This is a genomic window from Caballeronia sp. LjRoot31, assembly GCF_964253885.1.
In the GTDB taxonomy this organism is placed as follows: domain Bacteria; phylum Pseudomonadota; class Gammaproteobacteria; order Burkholderiales; family Burkholderiaceae; genus Caballeronia.
Genome location: NZ_CAXURX020000003.1, coordinates 197,442 through 219,387 on the forward strand (window position 1 = coordinate 197,442; position 21,946 = coordinate 219,387).

General features: G+C 57.9%; 19 protein-coding genes and 3 pseudogenes. 12 read left to right on the plus strand and 10 right to left on the minus strand.

Annotated elements, in window-relative coordinates; all coding sequences use genetic code 11:
* The first annotated feature begins 1,119 nt into the window (after positions 1-1,119).
* From ACSQ8V_RS29650 to ACSQ8V_RS29660, 3 genes are all read left to right on the plus strand, one after another.
* A complete protein-coding gene (locus ACSQ8V_RS29650; RefSeq protein ID WP_213764941.1) occupies positions 1,120-1,581 on the plus strand; it encodes a MarR family winged helix-turn-helix transcriptional regulator in 462 nt (153 codons plus the stop codon).
* Positions 1,582-2,019: 438 nt separating this feature from the next.
* Positions 2,020-3,123, plus strand: a complete 1,104-nt coding sequence (locus tag ACSQ8V_RS29655) for a porin (protein ID WP_213764940.1) — start codon at positions 2,020-2,022, stop codon at positions 3,121-3,123.
* 765 nt (positions 3,124-3,888) lie between these two features.
* Complete coding sequence (locus ACSQ8V_RS29660; protein WP_213764939.1) at positions 3,889-4,488, plus strand: TetR/AcrR family transcriptional regulator; 600 nt, start codon at positions 3,889-3,891, stop codon at positions 4,486-4,488.
* 241 nt (positions 4,489-4,729) lie between these two features.
* Here ACSQ8V_RS29660 and ACSQ8V_RS29665 read toward each other — a convergent pair whose 3' ends face one another.
* Positions 4,730-5,545, minus strand: coding sequence for an alpha/beta hydrolase (locus ACSQ8V_RS29665; RefSeq protein WP_436208156.1), 816 nt, complete (start codon positions 5,543-5,545; stop codon positions 4,730-4,732).
* 188 nt (positions 5,546-5,733) lie between these two features.
* Between ACSQ8V_RS29665 and ACSQ8V_RS29670 the strand changes: the two are divergent.
* Positions 5,734-6,636 (plus strand): annotated as a pseudogene (locus ACSQ8V_RS29670) (LysR family transcriptional regulator); the annotation flags it as partial.
* 51 nt (positions 6,637-6,687) lie between these two features.
* On the opposite strand, the pseudogene ACSQ8V_RS29675 reads toward ACSQ8V_RS29670, so the two are convergent.
* The 8 genes and pseudogenes from ACSQ8V_RS29675 to ACSQ8V_RS29710 form a co-directional block, all read right to left on the minus strand.
* Positions 6,688-6,819, minus strand: a pseudogene (locus ACSQ8V_RS29675) (transposase domain-containing protein); the annotation flags it as partial.
* A 97-nt stretch (positions 6,820-6,916) separates the two neighbouring features.
* Positions 6,917-7,183 (minus strand): annotated as a pseudogene (locus ACSQ8V_RS29680) (M20/M25/M40 family metallo-hydrolase); the annotation flags it as partial.
* A complete protein-coding gene (locus tag ACSQ8V_RS29685; protein WP_436186495.1) occupies positions 7,128-7,436 on the minus strand; it encodes a hypothetical protein in 309 nt (102 codons plus the stop codon). The pseudogene ACSQ8V_RS29680 and the gene ACSQ8V_RS29685, both read right to left, overlap by 56 nt.
* A 908-nt stretch (positions 7,437-8,344) precedes the next feature.
* Positions 8,345-8,542 carry a ribbon-helix-helix protein, CopG family gene (locus tag ACSQ8V_RS29690; protein WP_213764989.1) on the minus strand — a complete coding sequence of 66 codons (198 nt, stop codon included), beginning with the start codon at positions 8,540-8,542 and terminating at the stop codon, positions 8,345-8,347.
* Positions 8,543-8,882: 340 nt separating this feature from the next.
* A complete protein-coding gene (locus ACSQ8V_RS29695) occupies positions 8,883-9,665 on the minus strand; it encodes a fused MFS/spermidine synthase (protein ID WP_213764935.1) in 783 nt (260 codons plus the stop codon).
* 65 nt (positions 9,666-9,730) lie between these two features.
* A complete protein-coding gene (locus tag ACSQ8V_RS29700) occupies positions 9,731-9,994 on the minus strand; it encodes an HPr family phosphocarrier protein (RefSeq protein WP_436185346.1) in 264 nt (87 codons plus the stop codon).
* 57 nt (positions 9,995-10,051) lie between these two features.
* Entirely contained in the window at positions 10,052-10,498 is a 447-nt protein-coding gene (locus tag ACSQ8V_RS29705) for a hypothetical protein (RefSeq protein WP_213764988.1), read from the minus strand.
* Positions 10,499-10,779: 281 nt separating this feature from the next.
* Positions 10,780-11,541: a YoaK family protein gene (locus tag ACSQ8V_RS29710; RefSeq protein WP_436185347.1), complete on the minus strand. Its 762-nt coding sequence runs from the start codon at positions 11,539-11,541 to the stop codon at positions 10,780-10,782.
* 419 nt (positions 11,542-11,960) lie between these two features.
* On the opposite strand from ACSQ8V_RS29710, the gene ACSQ8V_RS29715 reads away from it, so the two are divergent.
* The 8 genes from ACSQ8V_RS29715 to ACSQ8V_RS29750 all read left to right on the plus strand — a co-directional run bounded on the left by ACSQ8V_RS29715 (position 11,961) and on the right by ACSQ8V_RS29750 (position 20,424).
* Positions 11,961-12,356: a hypothetical protein gene (locus ACSQ8V_RS29715; protein ID WP_213764932.1), complete on the plus strand. Its 396-nt coding sequence runs from the start codon at positions 11,961-11,963 to the stop codon at positions 12,354-12,356.
* A 207-nt stretch (positions 12,357-12,563) separates the two neighbouring features.
* Positions 12,564-13,259: a fused MFS/spermidine synthase gene (locus ACSQ8V_RS29720; RefSeq protein WP_436209213.1), complete on the plus strand. Its 696-nt coding sequence runs from the start codon at positions 12,564-12,566 to the stop codon at positions 13,257-13,259.
* Between the two features lie 20 nt (positions 13,260-13,279).
* Complete coding sequence (gene hyfB, locus ACSQ8V_RS29725; RefSeq protein ID WP_213764930.1) at positions 13,280-15,289, plus strand: hydrogenase 4 subunit B; 2,010 nt, start codon at positions 13,280-13,282, stop codon at positions 15,287-15,289.
* On the plus strand, positions 15,286-16,236 hold the full coding sequence (locus ACSQ8V_RS29730) for a respiratory chain complex I subunit 1 family protein (RefSeq protein WP_213764929.1): 951 nt from the start codon (positions 15,286-15,288) through the stop codon (positions 16,234-16,236). The genes hyfB and ACSQ8V_RS29730 overlap by 4 nt, the downstream gene beginning before the upstream one ends.
* Positions 16,237-16,896: a formate hydrogenlyase gene (locus ACSQ8V_RS29735; protein ID WP_213764928.1), complete on the plus strand. Its 660-nt coding sequence runs from the start codon at positions 16,237-16,239 to the stop codon at positions 16,894-16,896.
* On the plus strand, positions 16,889-18,349 hold the full coding sequence (locus tag ACSQ8V_RS29740; RefSeq protein WP_436208157.1) for a hydrogenase 4 subunit F: 1,461 nt from the start codon (positions 16,889-16,891) through the stop codon (positions 18,347-18,349). Before ACSQ8V_RS29735 ends, ACSQ8V_RS29740 begins: the two co-directional genes overlap by 8 nt.
* Positions 18,350-18,352: 3 nt before the next feature.
* Complete coding sequence (locus ACSQ8V_RS29745) at positions 18,353-19,903, plus strand: NADH-quinone oxidoreductase subunit C (RefSeq protein ID WP_436208158.1); 1,551 nt, start codon at positions 18,353-18,355, stop codon at positions 19,901-19,903.
* Entirely contained in the window at positions 19,903-20,424 is a 522-nt protein-coding gene (locus tag ACSQ8V_RS29750) for an NADH-quinone oxidoreductase subunit B family protein (protein ID WP_436208159.1), read from the plus strand. The genes ACSQ8V_RS29745 and ACSQ8V_RS29750 overlap by 1 nt, the downstream gene beginning before the upstream one ends.
* Positions 20,425-20,505: 81 nt before the next feature.
* On the opposite strand, the gene ACSQ8V_RS29755 is transcribed toward ACSQ8V_RS29750, so the two are convergent.
* A complete protein-coding gene (locus ACSQ8V_RS29755) occupies positions 20,506-21,921 on the minus strand; it encodes an MFS transporter (protein ID WP_436208160.1) in 1,416 nt (471 codons plus the stop codon).
* Positions 21,922-21,946: the final 25 nt, after the last annotated feature.

Below are 21,946 nucleotides of genomic sequence, written 5' to 3' on the forward strand. Positions count from 1 at the left end.
GGGACCCGTTCCGGACCTCCGCATTCTCCAATTTCGTCTTTGTATCCACTCTCGTAAGTCCTTAAAATTTCGGTTGCTTATTCGGTTGAAGTTACACATGAGGCCACGACGGCGCTAGCCGATTGCCAGCGTTGCCAGCGATTGGCCACTTCGTGCTAACGCGCTGACCAGAAATCGAATGGATTACGATCAGACTCCAGATTTTTGCAAAGATGACACGTAGCATCTAATAGGTCAACATTTTTTTGCGGATCGATTGACCGCTGAAAATCCGACGAGGGCGGATACCGTGGCATCTAAGCGCAATACCTTCATGTGCCGTAGAATCGCGCCCGAAGCGCAGTTGCCGCTCACAGCCCAAGCTTGGGCAGCCGCATCCAAAGCAAGAAATTAAGTAGTCGAGAGTGGTTGAAGACCGACGGCGATGACTTGGTCTGCGCGACCATAAAAAGTTGCGACGACCGACGCAAATACTGCCGGTCTTTGGGTTGACTTCAAGCGCACGCGGTTATGGAACACTCGCTTAGAGCCGGCAACCATTTGCCGCATCGGCGCACGAAGAAGCATCCAGAGCCAAAGAATTTCGAGGCAGATCTTAGTCGACAAGCGATTGTTCGTCTTGAGCAATGAGACTATTCGCTTTACCCGACTTTATCTTCTTCCTGGCATCTCTTAAAGTCAGCGAACATTGCCGGTCAAGGCCAGCTAGCTGGATTGGTGCCCGGCACGTCTGCGAACTTCGTTTCTGGATATCCGACAAACATGCGCGCCTTCATACCAACGTCTCTCGTGGCTTTGTTGTTTTTTACCTGCTTGGCCCATGCTGAAGCCGTCGGGACCGCATCGGCCAAAGCCGGTACCACTCCCCTCACTGTCCAGAGCAACGCAGATCAAGCAGATGCGCGTGTCGCTCTCGAATCCAAAGCAACACATGTTTCGGACTACAGTTGGTTAGCCGAACAAAAAAACCGAAAGATTGTTCAGTATGCGACAGCACTTCCCACACGCTTGCCTGAATCCAGTGCGCGATAAGTCGACCATCCGCTTCAACAGTCATCTATCAAACATGGGCTATGCGTAGAATGAGCGTAATTGCCGACGACACATTTGAGGCACACTATGTCAACCCAGATGATCTCCGATAACGCCGCGTTGCTTGCTAAAGCCAAGTTGTTGAGCGTTGCACACGTAGCAGCTCAGCGAGCAATGAGGGCGGCTACCAGTCGCCTTAGCTCTGCACTTAAACCAGCAAAGATAACGCCAGCACAATTTTGTCTTCTTAGCCTTCTTTACAGGGACGAGCCGCCAACAGTAAAAGACGTCGCCGATGAGATCGGGATAGACCATCCGCAGGTCTCGGCCCAATACAGTATTCTCGCTCGAAAGTCGCTGATCACCGGTAGTTATGAATCAAGCGACCGAAAGCGCCGCTTGTCGCTGACTCAAAACGGTCGGCAAGTCTTGGACGCCGCCCTTCCGCTTTGGCTCGACGCCACAGCAGGAGAGCCACGGCTCGATGTTCTTAATGCAATCGTGGACCAATTCGCGCATGCCGCAAATCACTCCACGGAATCAGCTTAAGAAATTTACGCGACCGAAAACGCTCCTTAGAAGCTTGGCGGCGACCCATGCTAACGATGCATGTGCTTCCTGCCTGCATCACTCAAGCCAGAGTGACAAAGTGACGTTTGCAGCTAACGTTTAGCCTGCCGTTCCAATTGATAACGGTATGTTGCAACACAGCCACAAGTCATTAAAAACCTGCGACGTCCCCCGTTCATCTGGAGTTTATATATAATCCACCGTGTCCTAACTCCTTGCAGTACGTTAACTATTTCGGCAACGGTATGTCTTCCCATCGCATAAGGTGAAGTTGCGATATAGAGAAACGTGCAAGTGTTAGGACGCCAAACTTGTATGTAAAACGAGATGTTAATTTGGACTAGTGCGAGTACTCGACCCGAGCGCGAACATAATTCCGCCGTTGAGTCTCGTCTCACAAAGGTGAATGGAGGAGACTTGAAAAAACATATCTTAGCTGGCGTAACCGCGCTCCTGGCCGGCACAGTGGCCCATGCTCAAAGTAGCGTAACCTTGTACGGCCGGATCGACGCTGGCTTGGAATACCTAAACGGCGCACCAACTGGCCCCAACAACGGAGCGCCGACAGGTTCAAGCAGCAGGTTTCGTGCTGAAAGTGGAGACTGGGGGACCAGTCTTTGGGGCATGAAAGGCGTCGAGGATATTGGTGGTGGCAACAAAGTTCTCTTTCATCTCGAGGGGTCCTTCAACACCGTGAACGGACAAGGGCCGTCCAACAACGGGCTGTTCGACCGATTCGCCACCATCGGGATATCTAACGACGTCTTCGGTACAGCCTTGTTAGGCAAAGAGCTGTTTATATCAAATGGTGTTTGGGATTTTGATCCCTTTGGCCAAAGCAATTGGTCGTCTGCATCACTCGTTCGCGGGCGTAACTGGAACCATTCGAGCAACAACATTTCGTATCAGTCGCCCAACATTGCTGGCTTTGATGTCTTTGGCCAATATGCGCTCTCCAACGCAACAAGTTGGAACGGCAATGGCACCACGGCCCAGGGTCGCGCAGACGGTATCCAACTGACCTATACGAATCCTTTTTTCCAGCTTCGCGGAATCTATGACGAGTGGAGAGATGCCGCAAATGGAACGTTAGACGACGTGTTTAACTATTCACGCGAATACTTTGGCGGCATCAACGTGTTCCTGGGACAGTTTAAACTGCAAGCGACCTACCAACAGGCGCATTCAAGCAGCGGCGCGAATTCCGGCGGCATAACAACGACGAAACAGGAATGGGGCGGAGTAACCTGGCAAGCGACGCCAGCGGCGGCGCTCATTGCAGCCGCGTACCACGTGAACGCAAACAACGGTGGTGGCAATGCCACCATCTACACGGTTGGCGGCACTTACAATCTTTCGAAGCGGACATTGCTCGATTTGCAGATTGCAACTGCACGAAACAGCTCGCACGCTAACTTTGGACTCAACTCGAACTCCTACGGGTCAACCACCGGCACAGACAACCCATTGCCTGGACACTCTCAGTCAGGGGCGTATGCTGGTATCCAACATTTGTTCTGAAACCGAAGCGTTCTGACGGCAAAGGGGGCCTTTATAAGGGCCCCTTTTTTCGCTGGTGGTCTGCTTCCATTCGCAAGATGCCAGTACGCTCGAGATTTGTGAAAAGATCAGTTTTCCAGGCACGATTCAAAGCGCATGGTGCCGGGAGCGACAAGAATAAAATTTTGAATAGTCCATGTCGCATTGCGACAAACCCGCTCGGCGAAATCGCGGATTCCACGGCAATGCCGGGTGCCGCGTCATCCGAAAATTCGCGCAAGGCTTCTTTGTTCGTGAAGGGTCTCTCGCTGACGGCGCGGCCGAACAAATTTTCTTTCCGTCTCACGTAGGGTTGTTTTGCGCCACATCTCTGAACTGCGCCTTAAAATTTATCGTCCAGTCTGGGCTTACGATGGACTCGATGCCAGCAGGTGACGTATCTCTTTACGGCGTTATGGATTATTCATTTTATCCAGAATGCCAATTTGACTTCCACGCCGTATCTCCTCGTTTGCGGTCCTTTGACGCGCTGTGACATTGTCGAGACGCAGTTGGGATCCCTGACTACGGATAGAACGTTCCGGCGCGACAACGCCGAGAAGAAATGACGGCCGTCACCGCTATTCGCCAGTGCCGAGAATACAAACAAATTTCCAGAGCTTGATCATTGGTTCAGCAACCCGAGACTTCGGGATCTCGGGGGAAACTATCTAGTCGATAGCTATCTTTTCCTTGACAACAGGATTATGATAATGATTTAGATTTTCAGGAACTACGGCGAAAGACATGGGACATTCTCAGGCTGAGAAACTTGCAACACATGCGAAAATCGTAGATGTGGCCGCTCGTCGCTTTCGGGAATTAGGTATTGAAGGCATCAGCGTGGCCGACATCATGAAAGAGGCAGGCCTGACGGTCGGCGGCTTCTACAAACATTTTGCTTCGCGGGATGACCTCGTCATTGAGGCACTGTCCCTCGCGTTCAAAGACCTTGACACGTGGGAGGGCGCCGCGACTGTCAGTCTGAGCAGATGTATCAGCGGATATCTTTCCGAAAGTCATCGTAACAATGTGTCGAGAAGCTGCCCGCTGTCCTCCCTTGTGAACGATGTAGCAAGAAGCAACGTTGCGACGCGTGAGGCCTACACAGCCCGCGTGAGCCGGGTGTTCGACGTTTTGGAAAAAATGCTCCCCCCGGCCCTCGCTGCTCGCCGCAGAGCAAAAGCGATGGTTCTTTTCAGCGCTTGCATGGGCGCCATCTCGGTATCACGTGCGATTTCGGATGAAAACCTATCCGCAGAGATACTCGAAGGCGTAGCGAGTGAGCTCATTGACCTTTATTCATTGCCAAAAGTAAATTTGCGCCAAATGGCCGAAGCATCGTAGCCACATTTTCCGCCACGAGCGTGAGGGCAGCCGCCTGAGAGCTTAGCGCGTGCTACAGGTCAGCGCGTCACCCTTCCAAGAATACGGCTGAGCGGCGCCTCGATGGACGCCGCGCCTCATCTGCTTAGCGGCTCAGTTGAGTGTGCGATAAGAGAGCGCAGTCCCTCGTTTGGGCGTTACGCTTCGCCGCTTGGATCTCACTGCTGCTTGGCAGCCACGCCGCGACGCCGGCACACGAAAATCAAGACTTAAGAACTAGTGTTGTAAGCCGCTTGCGAAAGAACATGCCAATATCGGTTAGCGCCCCAGGGTGGCTAGCCAAGGAATCGTGCGACGCGCTCTTATACCTCGTCACCTCTGTTGGCACACCCGCTGCAATGAGCTCGCTTCCATACTTCTCTGCCTCGACACGTAAGCGGTCATTTTCGGCGCTTGCAATTAATGCAGGGGGAAGACCCGAAAGCCGAAGTGATTCAATGGGTGCCGCGTACGGATGCATCAGTAACGATACGTACGGCAAGTAAGCGCGATAGCACCGTGAATATTCTTGTGCTGCAAAGTCCGCCCCCGCAAGGTCGTGGCTACGGGCGATCCTGGTCATGCTTGGATCGAGAAGAGGCGCAATAAGTGCCTGCGCGAGAAACTCTATTGATTCGCGATCGCGCGCCATGGCAGCAATGCAGGTTGCCAGATTACCGCCAGCGTCATGCCCACAAATCCCGATGCGCCGCCCGTTGGCCCCCATCGCGCGAGCATTGGCAACGGCCCAGCGAGCCGCTCGGATGCCGTCTTCCAGCGCTGCCGGAAATGGAAACGCGGGTGACAAGGAATAGCCGACCGAGACTACCCAGGCAGGTGTGGTCCGGGCGATATGAGAAGCTGCTGCGTCGCCATCTTCAAGCGTTCCGCGTACGAACCCTCCACCGTGAAAATAGAGGATAACGGGAAGCTGTCTGCCATTGGACGAAGGCCGATAGCTTCTAAGCGTTAAGGTTTGAACATGACCCGCAATGACTTCTTCCTCGACACATAGCGCGCCGTCCAGCTTCGACTTCATAAGTTTTGAGAGACGCGGCGCGCCGGCCCTCCGGGATTTCAACGTGCCTATTTTGCCCGAATACGCGAATCTGATAAATGGTTATAATCCAGATCATAATTCGGCTGCGTCGAACAATTGCCGAGCTTCGAGGCCGTTGACGTGCAGCAAGGATGCCGGAGCAACTCTCCAGCGTTGAGGAAATAGATATGGACCGCTTACAAGCGATGCAGGTTTTTACCAAGGTGGTAGAGCTTAACGGATTCTCGCGAGCGGCTGACGCGCTTGAACTGCCGCATGCGTCTGCGACAACCATCATCAAGAATTTGGAAGCACATCTCCAGGTTCGACTCATGCACCGGACAACCAGGCGCCTCAGTCTCACCCCGGAAGGAGCCGATTACTATGAGCGCTGTCTTCGAATTTTGGCTGACATCAGCGAGACGGAGGAAGCGTTGGCTCATTCGGGTAAAGGCCCGCGTGGCAAGTTGCGCGTTGATATGCCCGGCTCGATCGGGAAGCTAATCGTAATTCCGAAGATAGCAGCATTCCGCGAAAAATATCCGGACATTGATTTGATGATCGGATTCGGTGACAGACAGGTCGATCTCATTCAAGAAGGCGTAGACTGCGCCGTCCGCGTAGGACAACTCCAAGATTCCAGTCTTGTCTCGCGGCGCTTAGGGAACCTTCAGACCGTAACCGTTGCGAGTCCGGCGTACATTGGCCAATTTGGGTTACCAATCAAGCTGGCCGAAGCCGAAAAACACCACGGAATCCAGTACTTCTCCAGCCTTACAGGTCGAGTCTCACATATGAACTTCACGATCGATCGCGAGACGATCGAAGTCAAGGTTCCTGGCACTCTATATGTGAACGATGCGGAAGCGGCCGTGCTTTGCTGCCTGGAAGGTTGCGGTTTGATTCAGGCCCCACGCTTTATGGTTGCAACGCATTTGCTTTCCGGTGCGTTAGTTGAAGTACTGCCGCGATGGAAGCCGCGTTCAATGCCAATTGCAGTGGTTTATCCCCACAATCGGCATTTAGCAGGAAAGGTACGTGTCTTCGTTGAGTGGCTCACAGCCCTCTTTGAGCAGTGTCCACTGATGGCCGAGGGGAATGACGATTCGCGCAACGTGATTTCTCAAAGCGGACGCGCGGGCTCACGTAGCAAATCCCCATCGCTGACCGCCTTGCCTCTGCGAAGGCAGGAACTCGTCGATGCGATTGATTTCGTGGTCAGCGATGTGAGTTAGCACATAGTCCCGGTAGGCACGCGGATCGATGTCATTCAGATACAAGGCCTGTACGAATGCCGGCACCAAGAGACCAGTGAGATAAAAAGCCGGCCTCGTGTGTCGAACCAATCCTCGGGCCGGATGCTCTGGTGAATCATTGAACATCACACTGGCACGCCAACGGGTCCGGCACTTTGCAGCACACGGCCTGCAGCAACACATTCGCCCCGGACGGCGTAATTGACTCGGCTTCGTTATGACTGGTTCCGTCCACGCACGGTTTAAAAATCATCCCCGTGGGAACGATGCGAGCAAGATGGCAGGCATCATGTCCGGTGCCCGACACAATGTCGGCATGAGGAAGATCAAGCGCCCTCGCCGCGCGTCGCACGAAGCTGACGCATGCCGGCGTGAAACTCACCACTCGTCTGATGAAGCCTCACAACTTCGACGCGGACCGCCAGCGTCATTGGAACCTTCGTGACCGTAGCATCAGACTCGACGCGCGTGATCCTGAATTGGCAGTGAGCAACTCCGTCACCCACGTCCGGAAGCTCTACCGATTTTCCGACATGGATTTGCTCAAGCGGTTCGGGAAGGGCAACCTCACGAAAAGGAATTTCTGAAGAAACGCCGTGTGCGTCCGATAGATAAAACTTGTAGACGTATTCCATCGATTTGTTCTCTCTGATAAATCATTGAGATGCAATGGACAATGAGACCATTCGTACCTGCTCGTAATCAGCATGCCGGTCGCGCAAGACGACGACGGTTGGCCATACCTGATGAACAGAGCTACTCGACAAACGGCGGTGTCTCCAAGGTATATGTCGACTGGGGCTCGGAACGACGCTCTGCGTCATCACATGACATGCCGGTTCGCCCTCACGCTTCCCGTGCATTTCGTAGAGCCAAAATTCCCATCCGAAGAACAGCGACCCGTACCTGGTACCTCGTGGAAATGCACAACCACGTAACAGGAACATCGCATCTGTATACGGGCGCTATGATAACGATATTATCATGGTATCAACATGGCAATTTGTCGACCGCCGACGTTCCTCACCTTGTTCCTTGACGACGAAGGTAACTGTGGCCGATCAAGTCGAAGAGTCGCAAATGAATGCGTCAATATAAGCGCCATGGTCACCGAAACGCCATGGGATGGTGTTATAGCCACGGAGGTAGAAGTCGCTGCGCAGTGAGACACACCGGCTGCGGCGCTTATCGGAGATGGTTGCTAACTCGTAGACGGATACCTTGTATTCCGTCTTTGATACGTTAGGGGGCAAGCCGCGCAATAACAGAAAGGACTTGCGCTTGATCGACAACCGCACCGACCTTGGGTGAGCCCCGCGAGGCGCCGCCACGCCGAAGCTCAATAGGACCGCCTACGTGCCTTCAGGGAACAGGAAGCCGCACATCTGACGCTCGCGTTCACGCGCGCACTGGCTTTAACGAAGACATGTAATTTACCTGCATGCCGCAAAGGTAACCGCATGAAGGAGTACCCGGCGGCATTCAGTACGAACGGACGGTAACTTCTCAACCGGATCACGTCATAGCCTGAAGCCGATGTACCTCAGGCCGTTTTCCGGCGTGGGCGCGCACCAACGGCGCTCTTTGTCTTGTAGGTGACACCGTGCTGCTCAAGGTATTCGCGAATCAGTTGCCGCACCACCTGTGAGGGCGTCAAATCCTGCGCAGCGCACAGTTTTTCGAATGCCTCCTTCTTCACAGGATCGATCAGAATCGTGAGTCGAGCGCTTTTTGTTTCCATGACAGGGCGAAGTCCAGATATGTTAATCGAATTATAATACATCGCCTGACCCGAGTCATCTTCGTGCCGCCAGAAGCGCTCAGCGCTCGATCTGCTGGCGCCAACAACACGTGGCGGCAGCACCCTGAAGCTCTGCCCTCGCGTGCAGACATCCTGTCCGGCCTGGGTAATCAGGAGACTACCTCGTCCTCGTCTCCAGACGGATACCTCTTCCCATAATGAGTCACGGCACTGCTTTCGTTACCACACCCCGCTGTCCTCTTCCTTGCTTGAGAATGCGGCTGATCAAAAGGCCGGAAACGTGCGCGTGCCGATATCCGCGCAATGCAGGCGAATACGATCAACACGTCTGCTCGTATCTGTTCCAGTTAAATCGCTTGCCGTATTCGATGCGCGTGGCCGTGGCATGAAGGTTCACTCCGTGTCCGGTCGCCAGCCCACGCGCCCGATCAAGCATGACTGCAAGCGAAGGAAGTCCGTCGGCGCTACCCTTCCATGCAAAGACGGTGACATTGTGTTGACTGCCCTCCGACGGCGCCAAGGTCACCGCGTTATCGAAGACGTCCTTGAGCGCGCGTAAATAGCGGTGGAAGTCCGGTTCGTCCGTTACCAGATTGGCCACCAGAATACCGTCATCGCTCAACCGTCGACGACAGGCTTCATAGAACGTCTTGCTACCCAGTTCGGCCGGCAAGCCATCGGCATTGAAGCCATCAATCAGCAGCACGTCGGGCTGATGACCGGGAACCAGCACAGTCACGTACTTCGCACCATCGGCACAAACCACCCTGAAGCGTTCATCGTCACGAGGCACATGAAACTGGTCGCGCAGCGCGATTACCTGCGGATTGATTTCGACAGCGGTAATAGCCGTGTCCGGCAAATGACGATAGCAATATTTAGCCAGCGAACCGCCGCCCAGACCGATCATCGAGATACGCCGCGGGGACGGCCGGAACAACAGGAAACCCATCATGGTGCGCGTATAACCCAGCGCAAGGGCATAAGGATCATGCCGCAGCATGGTGCTCTGGACCCCACGCGCATCGAAGTACAGCGAAACAACCTGTTCGTTCTGTATGACCACCGGCTTGTTCAGATTTATCTTTCTTTTCTTGGACATATTTGAGCGCGAGTGGTTGCGAGGCCGATCTACGGACGCGCACGTAGTGTCTTGCCTGGATCAGATCAGGAGGATTCCTGCGCACGCAGAATGGCCGAAAGCGCCTCAAGAGCCTCTACTTCGTCGGGACCCGTTGCCAGGATACGCACATGCGCGCCTGGCTTCGCCCGCAGCGACATGACCGACATAACATCCTTGGCGTTGACGGAGCGGCCGTTCGCCATGCAGACGATATCGCTCAAAAACCGGGCGGCAGTCGTAGCAAGCCTTGCTGACCCGCGCCCGTTCAATCCCGATCGCCCGCCTACCTGAATCAATGCCTCGACCAACCCGTTCCCCTCGTGCCTGATCCGTGACTCAGGGCGCGGCGCCCCTCCCGGTTGTGCTCAATGCATGGAACGCGCGACAACCTGCGCAAAAAAGGCGCGCAGCAATGGGTCCCACGTTTCGTCCCGCAAGGCGATGTCGGCCGTATCAAGTCGTCGCATTTCCGGATCCAGATATAACGCGCGAAGCGATTTTGGGTGAGGCGGACCGCGAAAGAATAGACCATCATCGTCCAGGAACAGACAGGGCCTTTGCCTGCATCGCGCGCCGAATAACGAAGGCGCATCCTGAACATGGCGCGCCGATTCCTTCCGATAGACAAAAATGACGTTGACCCCGCGTTTTTCCAGGCGGTCGCAGATATCAGAGAATCTGTACAGCATCTGGAATCCACGCTCGCCTGTCTTGCCCACGCCAATAACGATCAGTCCGCGACGGCCCGTCACCTCCCGTAAAAACAGGTGCGTGTAGTCATGGGACAACAACGGAACACTCGCATCAATCACGTCGATCTTCCCCTCAGGCACCGTGAACGCTCTACTTCGCTCAATCTGATCATTCAGGTTCGATCAACTGGAAGCAGTCCAGTTGATTTCCGTCATTGGTATTGTAGCGTAAGTAAATGATGATCGTATTATCATGGTATGTGCATCACCGACTGTAACTCGCTCTCCACCTCGTCAGCGAACTGGCACAAGCGAGGAGTGGATCGGCGCACCTTCAGTCAGCACTGAACGTGCGCGTTCGTGCATCCAGTTCCTTCATCTGCCCATTTATAACTGCCGTACTAGCGGTCAAGCCGGTAGATCTGGCCGCGCAGATCGTCGATCAACGGCACGATCGCCAGCACGGTTAACAGTCCTGCCAGGGGAATCGTTGCCGCGTATCCGATGTGCTTGAACCCCATCGCGCCCGTGACACCCCCGATGAAGAACATGGTCAGCATCGTCCCCAGCACTTTCAGCTTCGCCCGATTCGCGAGTACGGAAGGCGTGGTGGCGTCGACCCTGGAAGAATTCCAGTAGAAGAGCTTGCCGAGTTCGATGCCGATATCCGTCACGATGCCCGTCATGTGGGTGGTCCGGATTTCCGCACCGGACAGCTTCGTGATCAGCGCGTTTTGCAACCCCATGATGAAGCAGAGCAGCACGACCGTCGTGGGCACGAACAGAGGTTCCCACAGGGCCAGGTGACTGCCGAGCAGCCCGAAACACAGGAGCAGGCCAGCTTCGATCAACAAGGGTGATGCGTACTGGCTGTTCAACCGCCTGCGCCCTCCCCAATTGACAAGTACCGCGGAACAGGCGGCACCGAGCAGGAACGAGATCAGCGATCCGGCGCCCGCAAGCACGAGTGAAAGGTCCCCCAGTGCAGTCTGGTCAGCAATTGCAGATACCACCCCGCTCATATGGGACGTGTATTGCTTGACCGCGAGATAGCCGCCAGCGTTGGTCGCACCTGCCACGAACGCGAGCGAAAAGCCAAGCTGCCTGTTGGCGTCAGTGCTGCGATGCTTTCCCGTCAAGGTCCGGAAATAGTGTGCTGGCATCAGGTATCGACTCGTGTGTTCGCGGGTCCGAAGCGCGCTTCGGCGCAAACAAGGACCGGTGCAACAAGCTGGTTTTCCAAAATTCCACATGCAGGGCGCAACCCTGCGTTCCCGACGCCTCGAACGAAGCCGGCGAGTTCTTCGCGAATGCCGACAGTTCATCATGTGCGCGTCACGTGCGCATCACGTGTGGAATCGGGTCAATAAAGCTGCTAGGATGATAACGCAATTATCATCAACTGGTAACTTGATCCCCCGGGCGAACACCCCCTCCAGACGGTGAGCGGCGCGCGTGCCGCCATGGTTGCATACGCGGCGGCAACAGCGCAGCGTCAACGCGGTTCGTGGTGGCAGGAGGACGAAACCCGGCAGGCGACAGAATCCCGGTCGCCCCGCGCGCCATTTTGAGGAGAAGTGCCATGTCGCTTGGCGACACGCTTGAAGAACACTGGATAGCGGGCGTCTCGTTGCGTAACGGAATGGGAATGCACAAGCGCGTGAGGCTTGTCGCGTCCGCATTTGGCAACGAACGATGCTGCGCGCTCGGACGCTGGATTCACGAAGACGCCCAACGGTGGGACGACGCTCCCGAACTTCTGCAACTGAAACTGGCGCACGCGAGCTTCCATACCGTGGCGCTGGTGATTGCCATTGCCATCACGCAAAAGCGCATCGCTGAAGCAGCGGTGATGCTGGAACCGGACGCACTCTTCGAAAACGCAGCGCGTATGCTCGCTCATGCGGTGTCGTGTTTCGAAAATCGCCGGGTAACGGGGACACTCCCCACGCCGGTCCGGCATGGGGAAATCCACTAAGACTGTCGCGGCTCACCGGTCGCGGCACCACGCCGGTTCGGGCAACCGGTCGCGCAGTTTCAGGAGAACATTGGATTGTCAGCCGATCACAATCAACTCAGGCATGCCCTCGCCGAGCAGTGGGGAGAAACGTTTGGAAAGCCCGTGGTACGCGATGAACCATGCACGCGGTCGCTGTGTTTCGACGCTTTCAGCATACAAAGCTCAATGCGCAGAGGTAATCCGCTGGAACTCGACCTCGCTTATACGCGGGCCATGATGTCATTCCAGCTCTTTCAGTCCGACCCCAAGGACATTCTGATCGTGGGTCTCGGCGGAGGATCACTGTCCAAATACTGCTTCCATAAGTTTCCGTCGGCACGCGTGACCACCGTTGAAATCGACGAGAGAGTGATTGCGTTACGCGAATCCTTTTTCATTCCGCCTGATTCAGAAAGATTCCAGATCGTGCACGCCGACGCGGTCGAGTACCTCTCGGACAAGGTTGACGTCGCCGATGTGATCCTGCTCGACGGCTTCGACGCGTTTGGCCTGCCCGCCGGCCTGTCGAGCCAGTACTTTTACGATTCCTGCTACAGCGCCCTGCGTAACGAAGGTGTGCTCGTGGCCAACCTGCTGAACAGCGACCCGCAGCTCACCACCTACCTCGGCCGGATACGTGGTGCCTGCAACGGAAAGCTGTTTCGCACCATGGCGCGACGCGAAGGCAACACCATCGCCATAGGCGTGAAGCAGGCAAACGTGCCAGGATGGCTTGACCTCTACGCTCGCGCGGAAGCCATCACGATATCGATGGGACTTGACCTGTACCGGTATGTCAAAAAAATGGAACGCCACCATCGCGGTGAGCCAACCTCACGACACCCTTCGTCCGACAAGGCAACTGTTAGACAAGACATTTGACAGCACCGGAGAGAACGCCAATGGAACACTTGCTGATCATCCATTATGTGCTGCTGGTAGTCGCGGGCTGGCTGGTCGTTGGGGTGCTGGGGCTGGCCAATCTGCGCCGCACACGTGTGGTGGCGCACGGCCTGTTTCCTGTCGGTGCGGTGTTCGGCCTGCTGCTGTGCGTACTGGGCGTGGCTGGCGTTTTCGCGGGTCCCCAGGAAGCCATCCTGCCGCTCGGGTTGCCGAACCTGCCATTTCATTTAAGGCTTGACGGTCTGTCGTCGTATTTCGTGGCCGTACTAGGCGTGGTGAGCACAGGCGTGAGCGCGTTCTCCGCCGGCTATTTCCGCAAGGGCGAGGGCACTCCGCCCGGGTTGCTGTGTTTTGAGTATCACGTGTGCCTCGCGAGTCTGGCGGTCGTGCTGCTGGCCGACGATGCGTATTGCTTCATGGTTGCGTGGGAGACATTGACGCTGTCGGCCACCTTCCTGGTGATGACCAATCACCGCATAGCCGAGATTCGCCGGGCAGCCTACCTGTACTTCCTGATTTCGCACGTCGGCGCGCTGGCATTGCTGTTGTGCTTCGGGCTGCTGCAGGCAAACACGGGCGACTATACGTTCGCCAACATGCGGCTCCAGCATCTGGATGTGTTCTGGGCTTCCGTCGCGTTCCTGCTGGCACTGTTCGGCTTCGGCGCGAAGGCGGGGATTTTTCCGCTCCATGTCTGGTTGCCCGAGGCGCATCCCGCAGCGCCGTCGCCCGTGTCTGCCCTCATGAGCGGCTTCGTGCTGAAGGCCGGCCTCTACGGCCTGCTTCGCACAGTGTTCGATCTGCTGCACGTCCAACTGTGGTGGTGGGGTGCGTTCATGCTGGCGCTCGGCCTCTTCACCGCCTTGTTCGGAGTGGTGTTCAGCACCGTCCAGACGGACATGAAGCGGCTGCTCGCCTACTCGTCCATCGACAACATCGGTCTGATGTTCGTCAGCATGGGACTCGCGATCCTGTTTCGCGCGTATGGCATGAACGCGCTGGCAGCCCTGTCGTTGACGGCGCTGCTGTATCAGATCGCCAGTCACGCGACGTTCAAGAGCCTGTTGTTCCTCGGGACCGGTTCAGTGCTCCACGCAACGGGCGAACGCAATCTCGGACACCTGGGCGGCCTGATCCGGTTCATGCCGTGGACCGCGTGGGTGGTCCTCGTGGGTGTGTTTGCCAGTGCGGGCCTGCCGCCATTGAGCGGCTTCGTCTCCGAATGGTTGCTGCTGCAAAGCTTTCTGTTTACCCCAGGCTTGCCGAACTCGTTCCTGAACATGGTAGTGCCGCTCGTTGCCGCGCTAATCGCGCTGGTGGCCGCGCTTGCGGGTTATACGATGGTCAAGTTCTTCGGCATCATCTTTCTCGGTCAGCCCCGCGAGGCGAAGCTGAGCGACGCACGGGATGCGAGCCCGTGGGAGCGGGTGGGCTTCGTGTGGCTCGCGGCAATATGCATGCTGCTAGGTCTGCTGCCGGTACAGTTCGTGATCGTTCTGGATCGCGTCACGCAGATGCTGGTCGGTGCCGGCATCGGACAAACTGTCGCGAAAAATGGCTGGCTGCTGCTGGCGCCCACTGGCGTAGACCGGGCCAGTTACATGCCGGTGGTGTTTTTGCTGTTCTTCTTCGCCTGTTGCGGGCTCGCGTGGCTGCTGGTCCGCCGTCTCTACCACGGGCGCCTGCGTCGGGCCATACCCTGGGCGTGCGGCTACCCGTTCGTGAACGCACGCATGCAGGACACGGCCGAAGGGTTCGGACAGCCGATCCGCGAGATCTTCACGCCGTTGTTCAAGATCGATCGGCAACTCCCTTCGCCGTTCGACACGCACCCCGTGTATAGCGTCACCGTGACAGATCGCACGTGGACCCTGATCTATGAGCCTGTGGCGCGGTTGGTCAAGCGCGTTGCTGCACTCGCCGGGTTGCTGCAGGCGGGCCGCATCGCGGTCTATCTGATGCATAGCTTCCTCGTGCTGATTGTCCTGCTGATCCTGGTGAGACGATGATCACGCCCTCCGGACTGCTCTCGCAGGGACTCGAGATCGTGCTTGCACTCGCGGCCGCGCCCTTGCTGACGGGTTGGGTCAACATGTGTCGCGCACGGTTGCAGAACCGGCGGGCGCCGAGCATCTGGCAACCCTACCGGATGCTGCACAAGCTGTTCAACAAGGAGTCCGTCGTGGCGGAGCACGCAAGTCCCGTGTTCCGCGGCGCGCCCTATATTGTCTGGGCGTGCATGACGCTCGCATGCGCGATCGTGCCGACGCTTTCAACGGACCTGCCGCTGTCGCCGGCCGCCGATGCCATCGCCCTGGTGGGCCTTTTCGCACTGGCGCGGGTCTGGATCTCGCTGGCTGCGATGGACGTCGGCACCGCGTTCGGCACGCTCGGCGCGCGCCGCGAGATGCTGGTCGGGTTCCTCGCGGAGCCGGCATTGTTGATGGTGTTGTTTTCGGCGTCCTTGCTCACGCAGTCCACCTTGCTGACCAGCATCGTGGCAACGCTCAGTCACCGCGAGTTGGCGATCTATCCGAGCCTCGCGTTCGCGGGGATCGCATTCACGATGGTGTCGCTTGCCGAAAACGCCCGGCTTCCAGTCGATAACCCGACCACGCATCTTGAACTGACGATGATCCACGAGGCGCTGATTCTTGAGTACTCGGGCAGGCACCTCGCGCTGCTGGAATGGGCCGCGAGCCTCAAGTTATTCGCGTATTCCTGCATTGGCCTGGCCTTGTTCATCCCGTGGGGGATTGCCGAAGCGGGCAATCCGCTCGCCCTGCTTCTTGCAATACCGGTGCTTTTCATCAAGCTGTTTGTTGGCGGCATCGTGCTCGCGGTGATCGAGGCGAGCAATGCGAAGATGCGCATTTTCCGCGTGCCGGAATTTCTCACGACGGCTTTCCTCCTGGCGGTGATCGGGATGCTCGTTCACTTTCTGCTGGGGGCATGAATGCACGGCTTCGCCACGCAGATCATCAACTTCCTGGCCGCCATCCTGTTGCTGCTGTCGTTTGCGATGCTCAGCCAGCGCCGGATGCAGTCGTTGATTCACCTCTATACGCTGCAGGGCCTGACGCTTGTTTCAGCCAACCTGATATTGGGGTTCATCACGGCCGATACGCACCTCTATATCTCCGCTGCGCTGACCCTGTTGCTCAAGGTGGGCGTGATTCCCTCGATACTTTACAGGCTGGTGCGGCGTCTGAACGTGAAGACGGACGTCGAGCCGCTCCTCAATATTCCCGCCACCCTGCTGATAGGCATTGTGCTCGTCATCATCGCATTCAACGTGGCGTCGCCCATCAGTCAGCTTGCCTCGTCGGTTGCGCGCGGCACACTTGGCATTGCACTCGCCTGCGTGTTGTTGTCGTTCATGATGATGATTACGCGCGCAAGGGCGATCCCTCAGGTGATCGGTTTCCTGTCGATGGAAAACGGCCTGTTCTTTGCCGCCGCGGCTGCCACCAACGGCATGCCGATGATCGTCGAACTCGGTATCGGGTTAGACGTGCTGGTGGGCATCCTGATCCTCGGCGTATTCATGTTCCAGATTCGCGAGCAGTTCGACAGCCTCGACATTCATCACCTCGAAAAACTCAAAGATGACTGATGCCTACGTCCTGCTGCTGGTTCTCGGCATCCCGCTGGTTGCAGGCGGATGTCTCGCGCTTGGCGGACAGCACCATTTCGCGCCGAACCTCAACGTCGGGTTCAGTTTCCTGACATTCACGGCCGCCATGCTGCTCGCCGTGCAAACCGTGGCGCACGGGCCGGCTTTCGCGCTAGGCAAGCTCTTCTTCGTCGATCCGCTCAATGTGTTCCTGGTCACGCTCACGGCCTTCGTTGGCTGGACCACCTCGATTTTTTCGAGGCCATACATGCGGATCGAGCGTGACCGCGGCAAGATGACCGGTGGGCGCATGCGGCTCTATCACAGCATGTACCAACTGTTCATCTTCGCGATGCTGCTCGCGCTGCTCACCAACAACATGGGGATACTCTGGGTCGCCATGGAAGCCGCCACGCTCGCGACCGTGCTGCTGGTCAGCGTGTACCGGACTGCAGCAAGCCTCGAAGCCGCGTGGAAATACTTCATCCTGTGCGGCGTCGGCATTGCGCAGGCGCTGTTCGGCACGATTCTTCTCTACCTTGCCGCGAGCCGGCAACTCGGCGGCAACGATGCGCTGCTCTGGACCAGTCTGAACGCGGTCAAGGGAAGCCTCGATCCGACCATCATGTCACTCGCGTTCGTGTTCCTGCTGATCGGCTACGGCACGAAGGTCGGCCTGGTGCCCATGCACAACTGGCTGCCCGATGCGCATGCCGAAGGCCCGACGCCCATTTCCGCCGTGCTGTCTGGTTTGCTGCTCAACGTCGCGCTCTATGCGGTGTTGCGCTGCAAGGTGCTCGCGGATGGCGCACTTCAGAACGGCTTGCCCGGGCGCCTGCTGATCGGCTTCGGGCTGGTCTCGGTGCTCGTCGCGACCTTTTCCATGTTCCGGCAGAAGGACGTCAAGCGGCTCTTTTCGTATTCATCGATCGAACACATGGGCCTGATGACGTTCGCTTTCGGGCTGGGTGGTCCCATCGCGACCTTTGCGGGTCTGCTGCACATGACGGTTCATTCGCTTGTCAAATCGGCCATTTTCTTCACCGTCGGACACGCGGTTCAAAAGGCCGGTACGCAGACGATCGACGACATCCGGGGATTGTTGCGCGTGAGCCCAACCGTCGGGTGGGGCATGATGCTGGGCGCGCTCGCCATTTTGGGCATGCCGCCATTCGGCGTGTTCGCGAGCGAGTTCCTGATCCTGACCACCGCGATGAGCACGCTGCCATGGGCCACGCCCTTCCTGCTGCTCGCGCTTGCCGTGGCGTTCGCGGCCATCTTCGTGCGCGTGCAGGGCATGGTGTTCGGGGAAACTACGGCCAAGACGCTTGAACACTCGCCGGCATTGCTGCCGGTGTTCGTCCATCTCGGCATCGCCCTGATGCTGGGGCTCTACATTCCGCCGTATCTTGCGACGTGGTATAGGCAAGCGGCGGCCATGATCGCGGGGTAACACATGCGCATCGAGGCATTCGAGTTTCCGAATCAGGTCCGCCTGTCTGCATTGGCGGACAAGTCTTCGGCTTTTCTGGCGCGAATCGATGCCGGCACGTGGACCCGCACCGCCGGGACGGTACGCGAGGCGGGCGGGCGGCTGATCTCCGTGTGGGGCGCCGAACAGGCTGCGGGCGCATTCGTGATCTCTGCCGCTTACGCGCTGGAAGACGGCGTCCTGTGGCTTCAACTGCCCGTAGGCGACGGGGACGGATACCCGGATTTGTCGGCCGTCTTTCCGTGCGCGGCACGCATGCAACGGGCTGTCTACGATCTGCTGGGGCTGCGGGCGATCGGCGCCGACGATATCCGGCCGTGGCTGAACCATGGCAACTGGCCGGCCGACTACTATCCGCTACAAAAATTGTCCTCCGGTACCGAACGGTTTGAGTCGCGGGAAGCGGACTATCCGTTCGTGCCGGTCGCCGGAGACGGCGTCCACGAGATTGCGGTGGGGCCGATCCACGCAGGCGTGATCGAGCCGGGACACTTCCGCTTCTCGGTCGTCGGCGAAAAAGTGCTGCGACTTGAGGAACGGTTGGGCTATGCGCACCGGGGCATCGAGCGGCTGTTCGAGCGCACGCCGCTGCTGCTCGGGCATCGTCTGGCGGGACGGATCGCTGGAGACACCACGGTCGCCTTCTCATGGGCGTTTTGCATGGCCGTGGAGCAAGCGCTCGACGTCCGCGTTTCTTCGCGCGCGCTGTGGCTGCGGGCGATGTTGCTCGAGCGTGAGCGCATCGCCAACCATCTGGGCGATCTCGGAGCGCTTGGCAACGACGCCGGGTTTGCGTACGGCCTCGCCCAGTTTTCGCGCCTGAAGGAAGACTGGCTGCGCATGAACGACCGGGCTTTTGGACATCGTTACCTGATGGATCGAATCGTGCCCGGAGGTATTGCAACGGACCTCGAGCCGCGCTTCATCACCGCGATGTCGACGCAGTGCGACCAGGTTGACGCGCAGGTTCGTGTCATGCAAACCATTTACGACGACCAGTCGGGACTGCAGGATCGTTTCGCGGGTGCGGGCATTCTCTCTGCGAAGGTAGCGCAGCACTTCGATGTATGTGGGCTGGTCGGGCGTGCAAGCGGCCGGAAGATCGATGTGCGAGTTGATCACCCGTACGCGCCATACCGTGAGGTTCAGGTGCAAATGGTCAGCGACGATCGGGGTGATGTGACGGCCCGGGTCGCTGTCCGGTTCAACGAGATCTACGAGTCCATCCGGCTGATCCGGACCCTCCTGAGCAATCTGCCGGACGGCGACATCGTTACACGGATCGAACACGACGGTTCACCATCCTGCGGGGTGGGCTGGATCGAAGGCTGGCGTGGCGATGTTTTTGTCGCACTCGAAACCGGCGCGGGCGGCACCATTACGCGCTGCCATTGCCATGACCCGTCGTGGCAGAACTGGCCGGCACTGGAGCATGCGATCATCGGGAATATCGTTCCTGATTTCCCGCTGATCAACAAGTCGTTCAATCTGAACTACGCGGGACACGACCTGTAATGTGGCAACTTCTCAAACAGATCGCCAGGACCAACGCGCCCACTCAACGCGTGCCCGAGGGCGATGACGCATGGCGTACCGAGGGCCATCGCATCCAGCAGGAAATCCTCGACGTGCTAGGCCGCGCGCTGTGCATTCGCGAGATCGACGCGGGCTCCTGCAACGGCTGCGAACTGGAGATCAATGCGCTTAGCAATCCGTACTACAACATCGAAGGCCTGGGAATCAAGTTCGTTGCCAGTCCCCGTCATGCCGACATGCTGCTGGTCACCGGACCGCTCACGCTGAACATGAAGGAAGCGGTGTGGCGGGCATACGAAGCAACGCCGCATCCCAAGCTGGTCGTCGCGGTCGGCGAATGCGCATGCACGGGCGGCATCTTCAGGGAAAGCTACGCGGTGTGCGGACCGCTCTCGACTCTGCTTCCCATCGACGTCACGATCCCGGGCTGCCCCCCGCCTCCCATCGATATCCTGAGGGGCATTCTCACCGCGCTTCGCGTGAAAGACCTTTCTCCATGATCTCCACCGGCGAGGTGCGCTGACCGTGGTCGTGGGCATGGGCTTCATGCGCTGGACCGGCAAACTGCGTCATCTACGGGCTCATACCTCAAGCTGTTCGAGGACTCGCCCTTTCGTCTCGACGCCCAGAAAATGAACCGCTACCGCGGCCAGCATCGGCACGATCGCGAGCAGGTACAAAGCCGTGTCGAGATGACCGCCGACGAGCGTCTTGCCAACCATCGCGGGGGCGAAGATGGCCGCCAGCTTCAACCACGCGCCGGCTACGCCGCAACCGAACGCACGGATGCTGGTCGGATACAGTTCGGGCGTATAGACGTATGCCGTGATGAATCCGCACGACATGAACCCGATGGCAAACGCGCAGCATGCCGCGACCACGTACACCGATTCGTTGTGGAACACACCGGCGAGCGCCAGTGAAACCGCGCACAACACGAACGACACGTTGATGACCGGTTTGCGGCCCACCTTATCCACTATCAGCGCACAGATCACGGACCCCACCACGCCAAGGAGCGACGCCGCCACGGCCAGATTCAACGCCAGTTGCAGGGGCGAGTGATAGACGGTCTTGTAGATCGTCGGCAGCCAGGTCGACAGGCCATACTGAATGACGCCGCAGGTCATCCACAGCAACGCGACCGCGATCGTACGCTTGATATAAGCAGCCCCGAAGACATCACGTGCCCGACGCTTGGGATGACGATGCGCCATCGCGTCAAACTCGGTCGTGGCCGACAGCGGCGGCAACGGCCCCTTGACCGTTGCTTCGAACGCCTTGAGCGCGTGGTCGGCGTCGTGCATACGATCTTTCGATGCCAGCCAGCGCGGCGATTCAGGCACGATCTTGCGCAGCGCGAAGAACAGGAGCAGAGGCACGCCACCAATGATATACATTGCCTCCCAGCCAAAGCGCGGCACGATCCAGGCACCCAGTGCATTCGATGCCAGCAACCCTATCGGGAACACGATTTCATACAGCAGAACGAAACGTCCCCGGCCGTGAGCCCGCGTGATCTCGTTGATATAGGTTGCCGCGACCGGCAATTCGCCGCCCAGCCCTAGCCCTTGCGCAATCCGCAGCGCGACGAAAACGGCAAACGTCGGTGCGAATCCGCAGGCAATGCTCGTGACACCGATGATCCCGGAACTCCATGCAATCGAGCGCACGCGACCGAAACGTTCGGCCAGCGCCGGAAAGAGGAATGCCCCGATCAACTGACCGATCGAACCCGAAGCAATCAGGAATCCGATCTGTCCTGGCGTAAGACCCCACTTCTGGATCAGCAGCGGCAGCGTGGTCGCGATGGTGATGACATCGAAGCCATCGAAGAAAGTCGCCGCGCCGATCAGGAAGCGCGCGCGCACCTGCATCGGGTTGGTCGGCAGACGCTCGATCCGCGCGATGATCGAACCGGCGGTAAGCGCCCCCGGGGCACCGGCCCCGCCCTGCGCTGCAATCGTATTGCCTAACGTATTGCCAAACGTTCTCATGTCTGTACCTCGTCCTCGTATGCCG